Raw genomic sequence first — 18,488 nt, 5'->3', positions numbered from 1 at the left:
TGTTGGTATTTCTCTTTGAATCCAGTATAATATAGCGCTTTCAATTCTAGAATGGACGATAAATCAGAAAGATAGACTTTCTTACACTGAATCATCCAGCAAACCAAAAGTCCATTCTGTCCAGCTTGAGAATATCTGACCTCGTTTCAGCTTGATTTCCTGTCCCGTCTTTGACTCACTCATCGCCTGATACAACTCCTGTGTTTCCAACGCAATTCCTCCGTGAAAGGCTGGTTCCTTGCCAGTTTCAAAATGATTCCCTGTATAGCAGATAACAAAGGAATTACTTGTTTGAATGCTTAACCTTCTGCCAGATTCAGGATGCCAAAGCTCAATAGGCAGCTGCGCTGAATGTGCTTCCCTCTTCAAAAAAAATGGATGATTCAGTCCTTTTTCTTGTACTATCTGATGATTTTTACTGTCAAAAATATCTCGTAATAGTATAGGTTGATTCATATCAAATATTGTTTGGGTGGATACTGCCAACGGGAAGCTAGGAACATGTGCCTGATCCAGTAATGCAAATCGTTCGCTAGGTATTTTTAAGTAATGCTTTGCAACGGTTGCGTCTGCTCCTCCTGATAAATTGAAATACGTATGGTTTGTTGGATTAAGCAGCGTATCCTTATCAGACAGTCCTTGGTAGCTAATTTTGACTCGCTTATCTGAGAAAATAGTATAGCTGATTGTCATAGACAAATTTCCGGGATAGCCATTCGCTCCATCCTCAAAGGTATGAGAAAAAACAACAGTGACTGCTCCTTCCTCCTGGCTGATTTCATAAGACCAGCAAACTGTGTTAAAGCCTTTACTACCGCCATGAAGATGATTTTCCCCTTCGTTCTTTTCCAATTGAAGCTGTTGCTTAAAAAGAGGATAGACGCCCCCAGCAATCCTGCCGGCACAACGCCCAACGGAAGCACCTAAAAAACTGCGCTCCGCTAGATACCTCTGCTTATCCGGAAATCTCAAAATAACGTTTTCCAGTTTTCCTGTTCGCCTCGGTAGATAAAGCGCAGTAACCGACGCGCCATAGTTGAACAGCTCTATGGAAAAATCTGCTTTACTTATTTTGATTGTGCTCAATTTTTTCTGACCGTTTCTTTCTTCGGTTACCTCTACGCTAAATTCTGTCTTTTCGATTGTTTCCCTCTCCTTTCCAAAGTCGCTCCCAGCTTAGCATGACCGCTGACCGGTATGCCAAATTGAAGCCTCTTTGCATCGTTTTTGCTGCGCCGGAACAAGTATAACACTGACTCACCGCTCATAGTAGTCACAATGGCACTAAGCATAATTGCTGGTTAACATACATTAATCTGTCTGCCGACGCAACAACAGAACAGAAGCAGCAGCCCATGCTTTTACACATTGGGGCCACTCTTCTGTTCCATCCTTCTATACTTTTTTACCCTTCCTGTTGAACCATTGCCAAATGTCGAATAGCTCCTTGATGATCTGGCACCTCAAGCAAAATTTCCTGCAGCAGCTTTTCAGCCTTTTCATTTTCCTTTAGACCGATATTCCCTAACGCAATCAAATATCGGCAATATACTTGATTATTTTTCGTCAAATCATTCTTAAATACCACTGTCTCCGGCATAGATACCGCAAAGAAATCATAGGCAACCTCTTCAAACAAATGCTTCTTCCCATAGCGAATCAACTGATAATAACAGCTGTGTGCTGCCTCTTCATGCCCGAGCGCTTCATGGGCCAAGCCCCGATACAAAATAGAGTCTGCCGGCTGATCATAATAATAAAGAACACTCTCCGGCTCATTTGTACCACAGCCGGCCATTTCGTAATAGGCAGCTGCTTGTTGGGTATCCCCAAGCGTCTCGTAGGCTTTTGCAATGTAGTAGTTAGATAAATTGTCTTCTACATTCGGCAGCTTGCCTTCGCCCAGATTTTCCGGATACGTCTGTGACTCCAGTAAATAGTGAATCGCCTGTTTCGGATTAGTAAGCAGCAGCTCTTTTGCCTGTTCAATTAAACTGTACATATACTGTGCACTGACTTTGCCTTCGCCCCCCTCCCATGGATGAAAACGGCGAGCTTTTAACAGCTCCAAGGCTTCCTTGTAACGCTTTTGATTGTTCAGCAAACTGATATATACAATGAACAAATCATCCCGATAAGCGGTTGTCTCCATCCGCGACTCAAGCGTTGCCAGTCTCTCACTTACACTGATACCCAGTTTCTGAGCAACTAAATCTCTTTCCATCAAAATCCGTGCGTCCGTCGGGTCAATATCTGAAGCCTGCTTGATAAGCTGCCAAGCTTGCGGCAGATTAGCCAACTGATTGAAATAGGCAAAGGACAGATTTCGATACACTGTTGGGAAGTCTGGCAGCTGTGCTCGGCTGTTTTCCCATAGCTGAATAGCTTCCTCATACCTGCGTTTATCATAAAACAGATTTCCTAAATAGTACGACGCATAGCCCGTCTCGTTTGGCAGCAGATTAATTGCCGTCTGTAAAATATGAATCTCTGCCAATTTATTTGGGAAGCAGTAATCCGGACAGCCTAGCTCTCCCTTGCGGATGGCCTTAATGGCTTTTTCTTTTTCTCCCTGCTTAAGATAAAAATATGCCTGATAGTAAGACAGCAACGGCGAATCTGATGGACACGCCTCTAAAATAATCTGTGCCTCACTATATAAGCCAAAATGATAGTAATCCAATGCCAGCTCCAAGTAGTTGTTTAAACTGTTTCTCATAACCTTATTCCATGTTGTATCCACAGTAACCAGATAACGCTCGAAATGACTGGCTAAGTCCAACGGATCGATTGATAAAGTTTCTGATAACCATTCTGTTGAATCCAACCCTAGTTTCCGCTGAATCGCAGCCTTTAAAGCTCTTGCTCTCATGTTATATGCATTACGTACCAAAGATTTCTCTACAAAATCCAAAGCCTCCTGTATCTTGCCTTGCTTCATTTCCAAACAAGCCAGCTGAAAGAATGCAGCGCTTTGCGTATCAGCATTCCATGTTGCTTTATAAAAGCTGTCATAGCTTTCTGCATAGTTACCAAGCTGCAGCTGAACCAAGCCCAAGTTAAATAGCGGTTCTCCATACAACGGATTAGGTGATTTCCATTTTTGCTTTTGGACGGCCTGTTTCAAATAAGAGATGCTCTTGGTAAATTCACCACGCTTATATAAGAACATGCCATAGCCATTATTCAGGCGAATGTCCTCCTGATCCCGTTTCAAGCCTTCCAGATAGTACGCTTCTGCATCAGAGGTTGCGTGACGGTACTGTTCAATATGTGTGGCCGCTAAAAACAGCTCCTCTGTAGTTTTGACTTTTTCCGGTTTCGGCAGCTCTTCCGCTGGTTCGGGCAGTTCCTGCTCTTTTGAAGTGAACCCTTGGTACGCAACGATTAGCTGATTTTCCTGATTCACCACTTGAATCTCAAACTGTTCATCAAACGCTGCTGCAGCCACACCGGTCTTATTTTGTTGATAGCTTTCAGGCGATAAGTCTACTGTTTCGCTATATAGCAGCTCTTTGTCTTTAAAGATTCTGATAGTCGCTTGTGTCTGCTTTTCTGTGCTATACACCGTGTACTGAATCTCTCCATTAATAATTTCGACATTGACCGCTCCTTGAATCGTAGCATTTTTGACGCGCCCAACACCTTTATATGGCATAAAGTATTGCTTGAACTCCTTCTCTTCATATGGCTTGAGCCAAGTAAAGTCAGGCTGATTATCGGTAAATACCCCCGTCATCAGCTCAACGTACGGACCATCCTCATCTGTTAGATTTCGATCCCAAGCCTGTCCAAAATCGCTGTTCCCCCAAACCCATTGCTTTTTACCGGGAGAAATATGGTGATCGGCAACATGCAGCAGACCTGCCTGCAGCTGTTCGTCATAGTTGCCAATAAAGTCATAATCAGAATGATACGCCATGTAAGAGGTCGGTACCTTGATATTCTTATACTTGGAGATATCGACTCCTGCTGAATAGTCGTACTTATAATAGGTTCCTGTAGCAATTGGAAAATCTGAAACTGCTCGTTTTCCATGATCCATTACTGCATGTACATCCGGAGGGAAAACTGACAAGGTATGGTCATTCGCCGGAACTGCCGGATTCGCCCACCATAAAAAAGTCTGTGGAATATCTGTTCGATTGTATACTTTCCCTGTAATCTCGATATAAGCCTTATCCGGATACAGAGTAAAACCAGCCATCCCCTTGGTTCCGTACATCTGATCAATTTCGCTGACCCAGACTGTCTGGCTGCCATCAGTATTCTGCACAATTTGGTATTCCGTCGGCATAAAGGTTGTTGGTCGATGATGCTGCGGCCAATTGAACTCGATGCCGCCTGATATCCAGGGACCAATCAACCCAACAAGTGCAGGCTTAATCACGTGATTATAATAAACAAAATCATAGTTATTTGTTTTGTCTAAAGCTCTTTGAATTCGTCCGCCTAACGTCGGTAAGATGGTTACCTGAAGATAGTCATTTTCTAAAATCACCGCCGGGTACTCAACCTCGGTTTTTTCATCAAATATTTTCTCGGTTATCAGCAGTGGATAGACTTTTCCGCTGCTTCCTTGATATACACGCTTTTCAAAGAACAGTGGATTTTTATCCGGTTCAGAAGTTAGATATGTGGGGATGACTAGATTTTTTTCAATTGCAGTTACTTGTCCCTTCAACATTGATTCCTCCTATCAATTTATTAGCTTCATCATAATATGACAGCCCTTTCAAAAAAATAGGTTAAATCAATCAATCATGGACTATATTATTCTCTCTTGCTATAATGCTAAAATATAGGAGGAAATGTTTATGAACTTTATTAAGAAAAAAGACGGGTTCAAGGATGAGCGGCATATTATTATTCCCTATGACTCATCAACCGAACTGACTTCCCATCCTTTAATTTCCAATACCTTTTTATTGGAGCTTGGTTACTATCCTAATGCTAAATACCACTATCGGGAGCGCTCAAACGGTGTGGACGAATATATCCTGATTTATTGTATTGATGGAAAAGGACATGTCGAGCTGAGCACCGGACAGGCCGTAACACTCCAACGTGGAGATATTTTTTGTATCCCCAGAAGAACTGGACATTATTATTATTCAGACGAGTACGATCCCTGGTCCATTCTATGGATGCATTTCAGTACAGATTTTGCCGATGCTTTCCATCTCAATGATAAGAAAATGATTGAGGTTCGTTCGAAAGAAAAGAACTCTTTACTCCAAAAACATTTTATTGATTTATTCGATTTAGGAGAAACTGTCAGCTCTTTTGAGACAGTTATCTGTATGTCCCAACTACTTAAGCTGATACTATCTGAAATTTACTTTCTAAAGGATCATTTAACGGCGGATCAGCAAAACATCTATTTAACAAAAAGCATCCGCTACATGCATGAACATATTGAACAAGAAATCACATTGAACGATTTAGTCGCGCATCTAAAAATTTCAGCAAGCTATCTAAGCTCTTTATTCAAGAGATACACCGGAAAATCCCCAATCGATTATTTAATTGAAATGCGTATTGAGCAGGCATGTAAATACTTAAAGCTGTCAAAACTGAAAATTTATGAGATTTCAAAAAAAGTCGGCTATCAAGACCCGTACTATTTTTCCCGAATTTTCAAAAAAATTATGCAGATGTCCCCAAAGGAATACCGTGCCAAAAACCAGTCAAATCAAGATTTCCAAGATAGCCCTCCTTCTGTTACCTCACAATAATCGTCCTCTAACCAAAAGAAAGACTCAGGAGCCAAACAGTGACTGTTCAGCTCCTAAGTCTTTTTTACTATATCTTATTCAGCTTTGTACACATTTTTTAGGGTTAACGGTGCAGCAAAAGTGTGATAATTCAGCCCTTTGACGTTTGCATTTTGCAGGACAGATTGTTGATTCTGACTGATAATAATCATTCCAGCCGTTGTCTCAATCACTTCTTTTTCAGCTGCAATCAATGTCTCCCAACGTTTTTCAGGCTCTAATGCGTATTTCGTAGACGCATCATCCAGTAATTGATCATAGGTTGGGTTGGAATAGTTGCGATCATTTCCGCTATACAGCATTTTCAATGTAGAAATAGGATCTTTGTAATCCGGCGTCCAGTAAATCAGGAACATATCATAATCACTTTCTCTACCAAAATTCAATGCTGTTTCTGTCGGCAGTGCTTTAACATCGACTGTCAGTCCTTCAAACAGCTCCTGCAATGCTCCTTGGATACTTTCACCCATTTTCTTGTAAGAACCGTCGTCCGTTACCATCAGCTCTAAAGTGACCTTATCTCCCAATTCAGCCTGTGCTTTCTTCCAATAGGAAAGCGCAGCTTCCTTGTCATAGGTCATTAAATCTCCGGCTTCTGCACGGAAATCCTCTCCCGTTTCAGGATTCGACACAAAGCCTTCTGTCACCGCTCCGTATAACGGCTTAGAACCGTCAGCAATGATATTATTAACCAAGGTCTCCTTATCGATTCCCAGAGCCAGCGCCTTTCTCAAATTCTCATTTTTCAGCGGCGTGTCTTTACCGGCCCGCTCCTGATTCAAACGAATGTAATTCATCGTAGCAGTTGGATAAGAGTGGAAATCATCATTGTTTTGGTTCTGTTTGGCAATTTCCCCTGTGATTGTTGCGACATCCAGTTGACCATCCTCAAACAGGTTCAGAGCCGTAGAGGCTTCTTTTACCACTTCGTAATGAATCTCATCTGATTTCACATTTTCTTTATCCCAGTACTTCTCATTTTTTACCAAATCCCAGTTCATATCTGTCTGCTTCCAATTTTCCACGACAAACGGACCATTGTACACAACATCTTCACTAGTTGTTCCATAAGCATCCCCGTATTCTTCTACAGCCTTCTCATTCTGTGGGAAAAATGTTGGGAAAGCCAATAACGAGGTGAAATACGGCTTAGCATCTGTCAGCTTAATTTCAAGCGTATAATCATCAAGTGCCTTGACACCCAACTCATCCGGATCTTTCTCTCCATTGGAAATCTCAGCACCATTTTCAATCGTTTCAACAACTAAAAAGCTGTATACCAAGCCATTCGCCGGATCAATCATTTTCTTCCATGCAAATTCAAAATCATTGGCGGTCACCGGTTCATCGTTACTCCAGACCGCATCTTCCCGCAGCTTGATGGTATATGTCTTTCCATCCTCTGAAATTTCAGGCATCTCTTTAGCAACAGCCGGAATAACCTCGTCATTTTCATCCAAAGCATAAAGTCCTTCAAATGCAGCAGTCTGTACAATCGCATCTGGAAAATCCAGCATGACTGAAGTATTTAAGGATGTCAGCTCTGAAACAGACATCAGTTGTAGTGGTGTCGTCTCCTTCGTTTCTTTCTTATCATCATTCCCAGAACAGGCAGTCAGCATCAACCCCGCTGCGACAACTCCTGCTATCATCAATTGTTTTTTCATTTTCTTATCCCCCGTACCTTCTTTTTTACTCGCGTTCCACCAGCATCCAAACAACCACTGCTGGCTCGTCTCCATCGTTATAGTTAATGTGCCCTTCTCCTGCTTCAATCAGCTGAGCATCACCTGGTTTCCCGACCAAGTCCTGACCATCCTCTAAAATAGTGTGAGCAGCTCCTGAAATAACATAAGAGTATTCATCCTGATCGTGTCTGGAAAATCCTTCAAGCGGTCTCTTTTCTCCTGGTTGTAAGGTAATTACTCCCATTTGCACCCGTTTGTTTGGGTGATTCTCCTGATCAAAGAAGATGTTCATTTCCTGTGGTAATGTTGGTTTTATGATCATCTTATCTCCTCCTGTTCCTCAATCATTTTTACTGTGATAGTATTTATTATTGCTTTATTAAAAGTAGAAGTCAATGTTTTTTTAGAAAATTCAGAATTTTTAGTGTTTTATTGAATAAATAACTAGCTCATGCACTTCACCACAAAAAAATGTGTCTGGGACAGAAATAAACATCCAACTCTTCTTACACCTAAAATCCGAATAAACGGTGGTCCAAAAGCTGCACTACACTTCGTTTCGATCTCATCAAATGCTAAGCTCTAAAGAGCCAAGTCTTTGAAGCAAAACACTTTTGGCCCAACCTCACTTCAGATAACCATTTTTTAGTTCCAATACCCTTCATGAACAGCTGCTGCTTCCTTTTCCAGTTCTGGAAATGGCCCGATGACCTGTATCTCCTTTTGTCCTCTTGCCAAGATTTCTTTCGCAGGTAAATCAAAGGTTGGATTTTGCTCATTGTCTCCAGTTAGCTCCAACAGACGCTTCTCTGTCATCGCGTAAACAATACATCCGATATTCCCCCAATAGATACTTCCTGTACACATAGCACAAGGCTCGGCTGTCGTATATAAGGTACACTCCCAAAGGAATTCTTTTTCAAACTTCCTTGAAGCGGCGGCTACCAGCATTGTCTCCGCATGGCCAATACAGACATGCTCCGTGATTTCGACATTCTCCTGCTCCAGAAGTATCTTGCCATTTTTATCCGCTAAAAGAGCCCCAAAAGGCGTATTCCCATGGGCACGAGCATCTTTAGAAATCTCAATACATCTTTTTAATAAATCAATATGTCTGTTTTCCATGTAATCCTCCTAAACTTTTCCTTCTATCAAATCCTATACCTGTTATTGTACTATTTTTTATAAGAAAAAACAGAGGCTCGACATAAAATTGTCGCAGCCTCTGCAAGTCGAATGAACCGTATTTCGGAAAACGCTCCTTCGACACTTCGATAGTTATTTCTATTTTTGTCCAGCTTCTACATAGCTCAAATCATTAACTTTATCTAATGTATATTCACCATCTTTATATTGGATGGTACAAACGCTGGCATTTTTCAGTCCGCCTTCCGGAATCTTGAAGTCATCGAACAATGTATCTAACATTGCTGAAATACTCAGACCATGAGAAACAAGCAACACATTTCCAGAGCCTTCATTTTTCATTTCAGCTTCAACCAGGGCATCAAGACCTTCAGTCAAACGACTTGCAATTGTCTTATAGTCTTCTGCCGGCCAGTTTACACCTTCTTCATCGCGACCTTCATCTAACTTCGCAACACTATTGGCAAAGGATTCAGGTGTCATATTTTTCATGAACTCTTCTAATGTCACACCTTGATCGTCTGCAATATCCTGCCACATTGTATGATTCAAATCGCCTTCATACGTACCAAAGTTGAACTCTCTGAAACGTTCGTCTGTATTCAAGTTCAATTCAGAAGCTGTTTTATTTTCAGCAAGGATTAGCTTAGCTGTCTGCATCGCACGACCACTGTCACTGCTGTATGCACTTTGGAAATCAACGTCTTTCAAACCAATTCCGGCAGCAGTAACTACTTCTTCACCCGCCGGTGTCAATACTGCATCTGACCAGCCCTGCACACGGTCTGTTGTATTCAACATTGTTTTCCCATGACGAACAACGTAAATAGTTAATTCTTCCGGTGTTTCAGCTTTCTCTGCTGTATCTGTTTTCGTTGCACCATTTCCGCATCCTGCAAATAATAATGTTAATCCTAATATTCCTATCGCTTTAGCTATCTTTTTCATCTTCTCGCTCCTATTCTTTAGTGACGGTAACGAGTTGGTTGGCCCCCTAGACCCGCTCCATCTTTTTTACTTACTATCAAATTTTCTCGTATTATTTTGACAAATCTTCCCCATTTGTTGCGATTGCCTTTTTATACCAGTAAAATGAATCTTTTCTTGATCGCTTCAGTGTACCATTGCCATTGTCATCCATGTCAACATAGATAAATCCGTAACGTTTTTTCATCTCACCGGTTCCTGCACTAACTAAGTCGATACAGCCCCATGGTGTGTAGCCGATTAAATCAACGCCATCCAACTCAATCGCATCCTTCATTGCTTGGATATGCTTTTGGAAGTAGTCAATGCGATACTCATCCTTAATCGAGCCATCCGCTTCCAGCTGATCGACTGCACCAAAACCGTTTTCCACTACGAATAACGGAACATTGTAACGGTCATATAAACTGCTTAATGAGATTCTCAGTCCCAACGGATCAACTGCCCAACCCCAGTCGGATTCTTCCAAATATGGATTTTTAACAGCTGGCATTTGATTGCCGCCTACATATTTTACATCTTTCGGATCTGCACTTGAAACCGTAGACATATAGTAGCTGAAGCCAATATAATCTACTGTTCCTTCTTTAATAATTTCAGCGTCTCCCGGCTCAGTCTTAATAACAATTCCATCACGTTCAAATTCTTTCAGTTTATGTGCAGGGTAATAGCCCTTCACTTGAACATCAATATAAAATTCCTGCTCGCGATTGAATTGCAAAGCTTCCATGACATCTTCCGGACGGCAAGTCATAGGATAGCTTGGAATGTAGGCAACCATCATCCCAATTTGGAAATCAGGATTGATTTCATGTCCTAATTTTACAGCCTTCCCACTGGCAACAAACAAATGATGTGCTGCTTGATATTTTGACTGGCGGTCATTATTGTGGATACCAATCTGTGTCCAGCTTCTCAGGAAATTAATTTCATTGAACGTCATCCAATACTTTACTTTATCTTTATAACGTTTAAATAGGGTTTCACAGAAAAACAGAAAATAATCAATTACTTTTCTATTGGACCAGCCATCCAGCTCATCTGCTAAATACATTGGAATATCAAAATGATTAATCGTTACAACGGGTTCGATACCATGCTTTAATAGCTCATCGAATACGTCATCGTAGAATTTCAAGCCTTCTTCATTGATTTCTTCTGTTCCTTTTGGACAAATTCGTGACCAGGCAATCGACATTCTAAAGCATTTGTAGCCCATTTCAGCAAATAGGGCAATATCCTCTTTGTAATGACCATAAAAATCAGTCGCTACATGACTTGGATAATATCTTTCCGGATCGATATAACCAGTTGCTCCCTCAGGCAGCGCCTGCTCTCTTGTACAGGACGCAATAGCGCCATCTTTTGTCTTGTAAGTAATCATTCGCGGCTCAGTGTGGCTTCCCCCGGTAATCGCATCTAATGTGCTGAGACCTTTTCCCCCAGATAAATAACCACCTTCATATTGATTGGCTGCCGTAGCTCCGCCCCATAAAAAATCTTTTGGAAATGCCATGTTTTCGTCTCCTTCTAAATTCCTTTACGATTAGGTCTATCAAACCATACCACTCAATAGGAAATGTTTTTTTATAAAAAAGTAAAATATAAATCGGTTTCATTCCATCAAAACTAAAAGGCTGAAATCAACATCCGAAATCGTCTCAGCCTTTTATTCTATTTTTTTGTTCCTAGATTCCAGCAAATATCTTTTACCTGACGCATCTTTAGTAAACAACTTAAAAGACATCATGTAATAGACTATTCAATGAAATCTATACGCTTAAGTCTTCACCATTAGAGGCAATAACTTTTTTATACCAGTCAAATGATTTTTTCTTGGTACGTTTCAATGTTCCATTGCCATCATTGTCACGATCGACATAAATAAAGCCATAGCGTTTCTTCATTTCACCAGTACCGGCACTAACTAAATCGATACAGCCCCAAGTTGTATAGCCTAACAGATCAACACCGTCTTGTTCTACAGCATCCTTCATCGCTTGGAGATGGGCTGCAATATACTCGATTCTATAGTCATCTTCTACATAACCATTTTCATCTGGTGTATCTACCGCACCTAAACCATTTTCAACAATAAACAATGGTTTTTGATAACGATCATATAAATCGTTCATTGTGATTCTCAAGCCCAGAGGATCAATTTGCCAGCCCCACTCACTTGCTTCCAAGTATGGGTTCTTTACAGAAGCAAAGATATTCCCAGCTGTTTGCTCCAACAATTCCGGATCCGTTGTTGCAACACGAGAAGAGTAATAAGAGAATGAAATGAAGTCTACTGTATGAGCCTTCAGTAACTCTTTATCGCCTTCCTCCATCTTGATTTCGATGCCTTTACGTTCCATTTCTTTTAGTGCATACGCAGGATATTCTCCTCTTGATTGCACATCAATAAAGAAATAGTTTTCTCGGTCGTCTTGTTTTCCAGCCCACACATCTTCTGGTTTACATGTGTAAGGGTAGTAGTTTCCTGCAGCTAACATACAGCCCACTTGGTTTTCCGGATCTACTTCATGTGCAATTTTTGTTGCAACCGCACTCGCCACCAGTTCATGGTGCGCTGCTTGGAATTTCACTTGTTCTTCATTGTCGCCTTCTTCAAAGTAAAGACCCGCGCCCATAAATGGTGCATGCAAAATCATATTGATTTCATTAAATGTCAACCAATACTTAACCAGCCCTTTATAGCGGTTGAAAATCACACGACATAAGTTTTCATAGAAACCAACAAGCTCTCTACTACGCCATGCGCCATATTTTTTAATCAGGTGCATTGGACAATCAAAGTGAGTGATTGTTACCAATGGCTCAATACCATATTTACGGCATTCCTTAAATAGGTCTTCATAGAATTTCAAGCCATCTTCATTCGGCTCAGCTTCGTCTCCATTTGGAAAAATTCTTGTCCATGCAATAGATAAACGATAAGTCTTGAAGCCCATTTCACCAAATAAAGCAATATCTTCTTTATAACGATGGTACATGTCAATTGCTTCTTTCGCAGGATAGAAGTGCTCGTCATCAAAATCAAACATTTTCATCTTTCCGGCAATGATCGGGAATCTATCTTTTCCAATAGGAACAACGTCTACATTCGCAAGTCCACGTCCGCCTTCGTTATATCCGCCTTCACATTGATTGGCTGCTGTTGCGCCGCCCCATAAAAAGTCTTTTCTAAATGCCATCTACAAAATCCTCTCCTACTGTAAAAATGATTCGTTCCCGTCAACCAAGGATAAAAGCAAGTAACTCACTGCCTCTCATCCTCAGTTGTCGAGAGCTGTCATTCTTAATTTTAATAACTTTATATGATTAAGCTAAGGCTGTAATCAGTGTATCATCTGAAGTTACTTTTCCGTTCTGTGTTTCAACGATATCCAGATAGTCCCCTGTATTTGTAATAATTACCGGAGTCTCTACACTAAATCCAGCTGCTTTAATCGCTTCAATATCAAAGGTTACTAATACGTCACCTTTTTTCACTTTGTCGCCCTGTGCTACTTTTGCTTCAAAATGCTTACCTTCTAATTGAACTGTATCCATACCAATGTGAATTAATAGCTCCATCCCCTGATCAGAAATCAGACCAATCGCATGTTTTGTTGGGAACAATGTCATGACAGTTCCATCAAATGGTGCTCTAACGATACCTTCTGTTGGTTCAATCAGTACACCTTTACCTAATGCACCTTGTGCAAAGGCTTGGTCTTTACACTGACTTAATGGTAATACAGACCCCTTAACCGGAGAAGCTACTTCATCTTTACCAATTTTGTTTTGTTGACCTGTTGCTGCAAGCTTCGCTTCTTCTTTTGACATTGGTGCTGATACATCTTCATCATCCTTAAATCCAATAGCATAAGCTAATGCAAAACCAGCAATAAATGCAACAGCATCCAAAATCATGCTCCAAATTGCAAATTTGATATCTCCATCCGGAGAAATTTGACCTGTATATCTAAAGATACCTAAACCACCCATTTGGTATGCTGTAATACCTAAACTCATAGCGATTGCACCTGTTATACCACCGATTACACAAGAAGCCCAGAAAGGTTTCTTTTTCGGTAAAGTAATACCGTAGATAGCCGGTTCAGTTACACCAAAGATACCTGAAATAAATGCTGGAATAGATAGTTCTTTCAGCTTCGCGTTCTTTGTTTTCAACATTACTGCAAGAACCGCACCTGTTTGCGCAAAGGATACACCACCTGAAGCTACTAGAAGCTGTGTTGGTTGACCTTGAGACAACGCAATAATAACAAACGGAATGAGCGCCCAGTGCATACCGAACATAACGAGAATTTGCCAAGAGAAACCAAGAATAGCACCAAATAGAATCGGACTGAAGCCTTGCAACGCAATTAAACCATTTCCTAAAGCATCAGACACAACATTCATAATTGGACCAATTACCAAGAAAGTCAACGGCACTGTAATCAACGCTGCAAAAAACGGAACCAAGAAAAGCTTCACTACATCTGGAATAACTTTCCGTAACTGTTTCTCAAGTAACGCCGCAAACGCTGTGGAAGCAATAATCGGCATTACTGTTGAACCATAACCAGCAGTTGGAATAGAGAACGGGATACCAAAGAAATTCAATCCCCCGCTTTCAGCAAAAGCAGCCGTCGCTGATCCGTCAATAAATCCTGTATAAACCAAACTGGAAGCAATCATCATTCCTAAGAACGGGGATCCACCAAACTTCTTCATTGCTGTGTAACCAATAAAGATTGGTAAGAATAGGAATAATCCATCACCCATTGCATTGAAAACTGCATACGTCGGACCAGCTGAATAAGTAGCTCCCAAGGCAAATGCTAAAACAGCATTCACACCTTTTAACATACCGGCAGCAGACAAAGGAGCAAGAATTGGTTGAAAAATGGATGAGATCATATCTACAAATCGATCGAATAAATTGCCTTTGGGGCCATCATTAGCCACCGGTTCCAAAACTCCTATCACTTCATCTACCGCTTTACGTACATCGGGAACATGGTTTCCAATAACTACTTGGTATTGTCCACCAGCCTGCATTACCGTAACGATACCATCCATATTCTTTAAGACTTCTGTATTGGCTTTGCCCTCGTCCTTCAGTTTAAAACGAAGACGCGTGATACAGTTCGTCAAAGAATTGATGTTATCTTTACCTCCGACTTCTTTTACAATATTTTTTGCTAATTCATCATATTTACCCATTGTTTTTTCCTCCAAATTTATGTGTATTTTTTATTTAGAGGTTTCGCCAACTTAATGTCACGATCCAAAGCCATACCATTTTGGTATCGCAGGGGTATTCTCTTGGTGTACCTCGTCCCTCCTTCGGTTGATTAGATTTTAACTATTTTTAATGACTAAACGTGCAATATGAATAGTCAGATAAAGCTTTTCATCATTCGAGATTTTATAGTCATAAGCAGCAATTAGATACTTGTCGATTTTTTCAATACAGTTGTAGGCATTTTGATACTTAGTTTTAATGATTTCCAATAATTCCTGATCGGTCTCATCCTCAGATTGACCTTTAGAAAGCATCCGATAGGCAAAAAATTTTAAATGTGTCGTAAAACGATAGAAATAGACCGAGCTTTCATCAAATGAGATTTTAAAATAATATTTAATAATATTCATAATTTCCTGCATAATCTTTGTAATCTCATAAGTGTTTCCTGATCCATCGCCATCCTGCTGTGCATTCACAATATGTAATGCAATAAATCCAGCCTCATCCTCCGACAGCTCCACATCGTATCTTTCTTTCACTTTTTGGATAGCCATCATACCAACCTTAAACTCATCAGGGAAAAACCGTTTGATATCCCACAACAAAACATTTTTGACTTCGACATTCTTTTTGACACGCTCGATTGCTGTATGCAAGTGATCCGTCAATGATATATAAATCGTTTCATTCAGGTTCTCATTGATTTCCTTCTTGGCATACTCAATAATTTCATCGGATATCTCCAAATATTCCATTGGTAAGTCTTCCAGCAACTCTTGAAACTGTAGGGAAATTTTCTCATTTGTCAGCTGGTAGACCTTGTCAACATTGTCCTTGGAAATGAAATCACCGGGCTTTTTTCTAAACCCCAAGCCCTTTCCCATCACAATCAATTCACGATCATGTTCATCAACAGTGATGATTACATTATTGTTAAGTATCTTATGAATTAACATGTTTTCCCCCATTCTGAATAAAACAAATACTTATTTTACTCGTTTATTCAAAAAAAAACCTAACCACTTCAAAAAAGACGATAATTCATCTCCTTTGAAATAACTAGGTTTAGCTTGTACTTAAACAATCACTATCCAACACTATTCAATTGTGCACCGTCTATACCAATAGATTACATGATGGGTATAGATTTGTCAACGCTTTCAATAAAAATAAATGAAAAAGCGGTAACTATACCGCTTATGACCCGTACGGGACTCGAACCCGTGTTACCGCCGTGAAAGGGCGGTGTCTTAACCACTTGACCAACGGGCCAATCATAAAAAGTATTTCAATGGGCCTAAATGGACTCGAACCATCGACCTCACGCTTATCAGGCGTGCGCTCTAACCAGCTGAGCTATAGGCCCATAAAAAAAGCGGGTGACGAGAATCGAACTCGCGACAACAGCTTGGAAGGCTGTGGTTTTACCACTAAACTACACCCGCAGTAAAAAGGACGGTTCCGACGGGAATCGAACCCGCGATCTCCTGCGTGACAGGCAGGCATGTTAACCCCTACACCACGGAACCTTTATTCTTTTCAGAAGACGAACGGTGTTCCAAAAGCAACTCTCTCGGAAATAAGCTGCAGTTTTCTGAAAACCGAAGTGCGATTTTCGATAACTCCTACTTATTTCTCAGAGCTAAACGCTTTTTTCACAACCTCAATTGCGGGGGCAGGATTTGAACCTACGACCTTCGGGTTATGAGCCCGACGAGCTACCTGACTGCTCCACCCCGCGATAATTTTAAAAAGGAGGATAAGGGATTCGAACCCTTGCGTGCTTTTACACACCTGACGGTTTTCAAGACCGTTCCCTTCAGCCGGACTTGGGTAATCCTCCATGCTGGTAAGTTAATGCTATGACCCGTACGGGATTCGAACCCGTGTTACCGCCGTGAAAGGGCGGTGTCTTAACCACTTGACCAACGGGCCATGAAACGGAGAAGGAGGGATTTGAACCCTCGCGCCGGTTTCCCGACCTACACCCTTAGCAGGGGCGCCTCTTCAGCCACTTGAGTACTTCCCCAATGGGCCTAAATGGACTCGAACCATCGACCTCACGCTTATCAGGCGTGCGCTCTAACCAGCTGAGCTATAGGCCCATTAAAGCGGGTGACGAGAATCGAACTCGCGACAACAGCTTGGAAGGCTGTGGTTTTACCACTAAACTACACCCGCATAAATGGAAATGGCGCGGGACAGAATCGAACTGCCGACACATGGAGCTTCAATCCATTGCTCTACCAACTGAGCTACCGAGCCAAAACGGTTCCGACGGGAATCGAACCCGCGATCTCCTGCGTGACAGGCAGGCATGTTAACCCCTACACCACGGAACCTTTATTCTTATTTCAATTGCGGGGGCAGGATTTGAACCTACGACCTTCGGGTTATGAGCCCGACGAGCTACCTGACTGCTCCACCCCGCGATAATTTTAAAAAGGAGGATAAGGGATTCGAACCCTTGCGTGCTTTTACACACCTGACGGTTTTCAAGACCGTTCCCTTCAGCCGGACTTGGGTAATCCTCCATAATAGCTGATAGTCTAATCTATTACAATGTCACGATGGACCTTGTAGGACTCGAACCTACGACCGGACGGTTATGAGCCGTCTGCTCTAACCAACTGAGCTAAAGGTCCTGGCTCTAAGCAAAACAATCGCGGCAGAGGGGATCGAACCCCCGACCTCCCGGGTATGAACCGGACGCTCTAGCCAGCTGAGCTACGCCGCGAAAATATGAAAATGGAGCCTAGCGGGATCGAACCGCTGACCTCCTGCGTGCAAAGCAGGCGCTCTCCCAGCTGAGCTAAGGCCCCAAATCACAAATTAAAATCGGGAAGACAGGATTCGAACCTGCGACCCCTTGGTCCCAAACCAAGTGCTCTACCAAGCTGAGCTACTTCCCGTATAAACCTAATGCACCCAAAGGGAGTCGAACCCCTAACCTTTTGATTCGTAGTCAAACACTCTATCCAGTTGAGCTATGGGTGCAAGTTATTCTCATGCCGAGGACCGGAATCGAACCGGTACGGTGATCACTCACCGCAGGATTTTAAGTCCTGTGCGTCTGCCAGTTCCGCCACCCCGGCTAGGTTGCCGAAAGCGGAAAACGGGGTTCGAACCCGCGACCCCCACCTTGGCAAGGTGGTGCTCTACCACTGAGCTATTTCCGCATTTCTATGCCGGCTAAAGGACTTGAACCCTCGACCCTCTGATTACAAATCAGATGCTCTACCAACTGAGCTAAGCCGGCTTCTATGCGGGTGAAGGGACTTGAACCCCCACGCCGTAAGGCGCTAGATCCTAAATCTAGTGCGTCTGCCAATTCCGCCACACCCGCATGTTATGAGTCGTACAGGGCTCGAACCTGTGACCCTCTGATTAAAAGTCAGATGCTCTACCAACTGAGCTAACGACTCATATGGAGGTTAACGGGATCGAACCGCTGACCCCCTGCTTGTAAGGCAGGTGCTCTCCCAGCTGAGCTAAACCTCCATAATTACAACAATCGCGCGGCGGCGTCCTACTCTCACAAGGGGAAACCCCTCACTACAATCGGCGCTAAGAAGCTTAACTTCTGTGTTCGGCATGGGAACAGGTGTATCCTTCTCGCTATCGCCACCACACTGGTGT

General features: G+C 42.0%; 11 protein-coding genes, 25 tRNA genes and 1 rRNA gene. 1 reads left to right on the top strand and 36 read right to left on the bottom strand.

The window, feature by feature from the left end; all coding sequences use genetic code 11:
* Window positions 1–81: 81 nt before the first annotated feature.
* Together IW510_RS00185 and IW510_RS00180 are read right to left on the bottom strand one after the other, a co-directional pair.
* Window positions 82–1,086 carry an aldose epimerase family protein gene (locus tag IW510_RS00185; protein WP_202055524.1) on the bottom strand — a complete coding sequence of 335 codons (1,005 nt, stop codon included), beginning with the start codon at window positions 1,084–1,086 and terminating at the stop codon, window positions 82–84.
* A gap of 319 nt (window positions 1,087–1,405) precedes the next feature.
* Entirely contained in the window at window positions 1,406–4,687 is a 3,282-nt protein-coding gene (locus tag IW510_RS00180; protein WP_202055522.1) for a DUF5107 domain-containing protein, read from the bottom strand.
* Between the two features lie 130 nt (window positions 4,688–4,817).
* On the opposite strand from IW510_RS00180, the gene IW510_RS00175 reads away from it, so the two are divergent.
* Window positions 4,818–5,738 carry a helix-turn-helix transcriptional regulator gene (locus tag IW510_RS00175; protein ID WP_202055520.1) on the top strand — a complete coding sequence of 307 codons (921 nt, stop codon included), beginning with the start codon at window positions 4,818–4,820 and terminating at the stop codon, window positions 5,736–5,738.
* Between the two features lie 74 nt (window positions 5,739–5,812).
* Here IW510_RS00175 and IW510_RS00170 read toward each other — a convergent pair whose 3' ends face one another.
* The 34 genes from IW510_RS00170 to rrf all read right to left on the bottom strand — a co-directional run bounded on the left by IW510_RS00170 (window position 5,813) and on the right by rrf (window position 18,481).
* A complete protein-coding gene (locus IW510_RS00170) occupies window positions 5,813–7,399 on the bottom strand; it encodes a peptide ABC transporter substrate-binding protein (protein WP_442896386.1) in 1,587 nt (528 codons plus the stop codon).
* A 70-nt stretch (window positions 7,400–7,469) separates the two neighbouring features.
* The gene (locus IW510_RS00165) at window positions 7,470–7,787 is read right to left on the bottom strand and encodes a cupin domain-containing protein (protein ID WP_202055517.1); all 318 of its coding nucleotides are present in this window, start codon (window positions 7,785–7,787) and stop codon (window positions 7,470–7,472) included.
* A 323-nt stretch (window positions 7,788–8,110) separates the two neighbouring features.
* A complete protein-coding gene (locus tag IW510_RS00160) occupies window positions 8,111–8,590 on the bottom strand; it encodes a nucleoside deaminase (RefSeq protein WP_202055516.1) in 480 nt (159 codons plus the stop codon).
* Between the two features lie 159 nt (window positions 8,591–8,749).
* On the bottom strand, window positions 8,750–9,559 hold the full coding sequence (locus IW510_RS00155) for a histidine phosphatase family protein (RefSeq protein ID WP_202055515.1): 810 nt from the start codon (window positions 9,557–9,559) through the stop codon (window positions 8,750–8,752).
* A 91-nt stretch (window positions 9,560–9,650) separates the two neighbouring features.
* The gene (locus IW510_RS00150) at window positions 9,651–11,114 is read right to left on the bottom strand and encodes a family 1 glycosylhydrolase (RefSeq protein WP_202055514.1); all 1,464 of its coding nucleotides are present in this window, start codon (window positions 11,112–11,114) and stop codon (window positions 9,651–9,653) included.
* Window positions 11,115–11,370: 256 nt separating this feature from the next.
* Entirely contained in the window at window positions 11,371–12,801 is a 1,431-nt protein-coding gene (locus IW510_RS00145) for a 6-phospho-beta-glucosidase (RefSeq protein WP_202055512.1), read from the bottom strand.
* Between the two features lie 127 nt (window positions 12,802–12,928).
* Window positions 12,929–14,824: a beta-glucoside-specific PTS transporter subunit IIABC gene (locus tag IW510_RS00140; protein ID WP_202055510.1), complete on the bottom strand. Its 1,896-nt coding sequence runs from the start codon at window positions 14,822–14,824 to the stop codon at window positions 12,929–12,931.
* Window positions 14,825–14,962: 138 nt separating this feature from the next.
* A complete protein-coding gene (gene licT, locus IW510_RS00135; protein WP_202055508.1) occupies window positions 14,963–15,805 on the bottom strand; it encodes a BglG family transcription antiterminator LicT in 843 nt (280 codons plus the stop codon).
* Between the two features lie 244 nt (window positions 15,806–16,049).
* Window positions 16,050–16,121 (bottom strand) — tRNA-Glu (locus IW510_RS00130).
* A gap of 20 nt (window positions 16,122–16,141) precedes the next feature.
* Window positions 16,142–16,215 (bottom strand) — tRNA-Ile (locus tag IW510_RS00125).
* 8 nt (window positions 16,216–16,223) lie between these two features.
* Window positions 16,224–16,294: transfer RNA gene (locus IW510_RS00120), tRNA-Gly, on the bottom strand.
* 11 nt (window positions 16,295–16,305) lie between these two features.
* Window positions 16,306–16,378, bottom strand: a tRNA-Asp gene (locus IW510_RS00115).
* Window positions 16,379–16,516: 138 nt separating this feature from the next.
* Window positions 16,517–16,590: transfer RNA gene (locus IW510_RS00110), tRNA-Met, on the bottom strand.
* A 12-nt stretch (window positions 16,591–16,602) separates the two neighbouring features.
* Window positions 16,603–16,692, bottom strand: a tRNA-Ser gene (locus tag IW510_RS00105).
* A gap of 20 nt (window positions 16,693–16,712) precedes the next feature.
* Window positions 16,713–16,784 (bottom strand) — tRNA-Glu (locus tag IW510_RS00100).
* Window positions 16,785–16,790: 6 nt separating this feature from the next.
* Window positions 16,791–16,878: transfer RNA gene (locus IW510_RS00095), tRNA-Ser, on the bottom strand.
* A 2-nt stretch (window positions 16,879–16,880) separates the two neighbouring features.
* Window positions 16,881–16,954, bottom strand: a tRNA-Ile gene (locus tag IW510_RS00090).
* A gap of 5 nt (window positions 16,955–16,959) precedes the next feature.
* A tRNA-Gly gene (locus IW510_RS00085) sits at window positions 16,960–17,030 on the bottom strand.
* Window positions 17,031–17,041: 11 nt separating this feature from the next.
* Window positions 17,042–17,114: transfer RNA gene (locus tag IW510_RS00080), tRNA-Phe, on the bottom strand.
* A 4-nt stretch (window positions 17,115–17,118) separates the two neighbouring features.
* Window positions 17,119–17,191: transfer RNA gene (locus IW510_RS00075), tRNA-Asp, on the bottom strand.
* A 16-nt stretch (window positions 17,192–17,207) separates the two neighbouring features.
* A tRNA-Met gene (locus IW510_RS00070) sits at window positions 17,208–17,281 on the bottom strand.
* Between the two features lie 12 nt (window positions 17,282–17,293).
* Window positions 17,294–17,383 (bottom strand) — tRNA-Ser (locus IW510_RS00065).
* A gap of 37 nt (window positions 17,384–17,420) precedes the next feature.
* Window positions 17,421–17,494: transfer RNA gene (locus IW510_RS00060), tRNA-Ile, on the bottom strand.
* A gap of 18 nt (window positions 17,495–17,512) precedes the next feature.
* A tRNA-Met gene (locus IW510_RS00055) sits at window positions 17,513–17,586 on the bottom strand.
* Window positions 17,587–17,598: 12 nt separating this feature from the next.
* Window positions 17,599–17,671, bottom strand: a tRNA-Ala gene (locus IW510_RS00050).
* A gap of 16 nt (window positions 17,672–17,687) precedes the next feature.
* A tRNA-Pro gene (locus tag IW510_RS00045) sits at window positions 17,688–17,761 on the bottom strand.
* An 11-nt stretch (window positions 17,762–17,772) separates the two neighbouring features.
* A tRNA-Arg gene (locus IW510_RS00040) sits at window positions 17,773–17,846 on the bottom strand.
* Between the two features lie 12 nt (window positions 17,847–17,858).
* A tRNA-Leu gene (locus IW510_RS00035) sits at window positions 17,859–17,944 on the bottom strand.
* A gap of 12 nt (window positions 17,945–17,956) precedes the next feature.
* Window positions 17,957–18,028 (bottom strand) — tRNA-Gly (locus tag IW510_RS00030).
* Between the two features lie 7 nt (window positions 18,029–18,035).
* Window positions 18,036–18,108, bottom strand: a tRNA-Thr gene (locus tag IW510_RS00025).
* A 5-nt stretch (window positions 18,109–18,113) separates the two neighbouring features.
* Window positions 18,114–18,195, bottom strand: a tRNA-Leu gene (locus tag IW510_RS00020).
* A gap of 6 nt (window positions 18,196–18,201) precedes the next feature.
* Window positions 18,202–18,274 (bottom strand) — tRNA-Lys (locus IW510_RS00015).
* A 3-nt stretch (window positions 18,275–18,277) separates the two neighbouring features.
* Window positions 18,278–18,350 (bottom strand) — tRNA-Val (locus IW510_RS00010).
* Between the two features lie 15 nt (window positions 18,351–18,365).
* A 5S ribosomal RNA gene (rrf, locus tag IW510_RS00005) occupies window positions 18,366–18,481 on the bottom strand.
* Window positions 18,482–18,488 lie beyond the last annotated feature (7 nt).

The sequence above is a fragment of the Enterococcus sp. BWR-S5 genome (assembly GCF_016745255.1).
Classification (GTDB): Bacteria; Bacillota; Bacilli; order Lactobacillales; family Enterococcaceae; genus Enterococcus_L.
Note: the sequence above shows the minus strand (reverse complement) of the source record. Positions and strands in the feature narration are given on the sequence as shown.

Coding starts and splice junctions, on each gene's coding strand:
- IW510_RS00180 (WP_202055522.1), bottom strand. CDS start 4,687: ATGTTGAAGGGACAAGTAACTGCAATTGAAAAAAATCTAGTCATCCCC.
- IW510_RS00175 (WP_202055520.1), top strand. CDS start 4,818: ATGAACTTTATTAAGAAAAAAGACGGGTTCAAGGATGAGCGGCATATT.
- IW510_RS00170 (WP_442896386.1), bottom strand. CDS start 7,399: ATGCTGACTGCCTGTTCTGGGAATGATGATAAGAAAGAAACGAAGGAG.
- IW510_RS00165 (WP_202055517.1), bottom strand. CDS start 7,787: ATGATCATAAAACCAACATTACCACAGGAAATGAACATCTTCTTTGAT.
- IW510_RS00160 (WP_202055516.1), bottom strand. CDS start 8,590: ATGGAAAACAGACATATTGATTTATTAAAAAGATGTATTGAGATTTCT.
- IW510_RS00155 (WP_202055515.1), bottom strand. CDS start 9,559: ATGAAAAAGATAGCTAAAGCGATAGGAATATTAGGATTAACATTATTA.
- IW510_RS00150 (WP_202055514.1), bottom strand. CDS start 11,114: ATGGCATTTCCAAAAGATTTTTTATGGGGCGGAGCTACGGCAGCCAAT.
- IW510_RS00145 (WP_202055512.1), bottom strand. CDS start 12,801: ATGGCATTTAGAAAAGACTTTTTATGGGGCGGCGCAACAGCAGCCAAT.
- IW510_RS00140 (WP_202055510.1), bottom strand. CDS start 14,824: ATGGGTAAATATGATGAATTAGCAAAAAATATTGTAAAAGAAGTCGGA.
- licT (WP_202055508.1), bottom strand. CDS start 15,805: ATGTTAATTCATAAGATACTTAACAATAATGTAATCATCACTGTTGAT.